The sequence below is a fragment of the Snodgrassella gandavensis genome (assembly GCF_914768025.1).
In the GTDB taxonomy this organism is placed as follows: Bacteria; Pseudomonadota; Gammaproteobacteria; order Burkholderiales; family Neisseriaceae; genus Snodgrassella; species Snodgrassella gandavensis.
The window spans coordinates 1-506 of record NZ_CAJZCE010000044.1 but is presented as its reverse complement, the minus strand read 5'-3'; the positions used below and the strand labels follow the sequence as shown (position 1 = coordinate 506).

Sequence of the window (506 nt, the reverse complement as noted above, 5' to 3'; positions counted from 1 at the left end):
ACCATCACCACCATATAAATAGTCTCCACCCACTTCCGCAGCATCATCACTTCCTCTATAAAGACCAGAAGTTATCATGTGGCCTTGCTGATTAATATATATGCCCCAGTTTGGGCCGGCATAAATCAGTTTTTTACCATCAGCCGGCATCGTCCAGCGCTCATCCGGGCGGACACGATTACCAATGGTTAAATGTTGATTAGCCCAGATAAAATCATCACCGGCACCGCCTTGGATGATGTCGGAACCGCCACCTCCGGTAAGTAAATCCGTGCCATCGCCGCCGAGAATAATATCGTTGCCGCCCATGCCGTCAATCGCATCTCCTCCGTCAAAGCCCTTAATCTCATCGGCGCCGTTTGTGCCCTTAATCACATCTTCAAAGCCTTTTTCTACCACACCACCTACAATCTCACCTTTGGCATTGCGCTTTTCCCAACCCCAGTAATATTGGCCGGCTAAACTCTTGTCCTGATCAAAGTAGCCTTCTTCATGAATAATTTTGG

1 pseudogene is annotated in these 506 nt (G+C 48.2%); it reads right to left on the bottom strand.

Annotated elements, in window-relative coordinates:
- Positions 1-506, bottom strand: a pseudogene (locus MJ764_RS11385) (hypothetical protein); the annotation flags it as partial.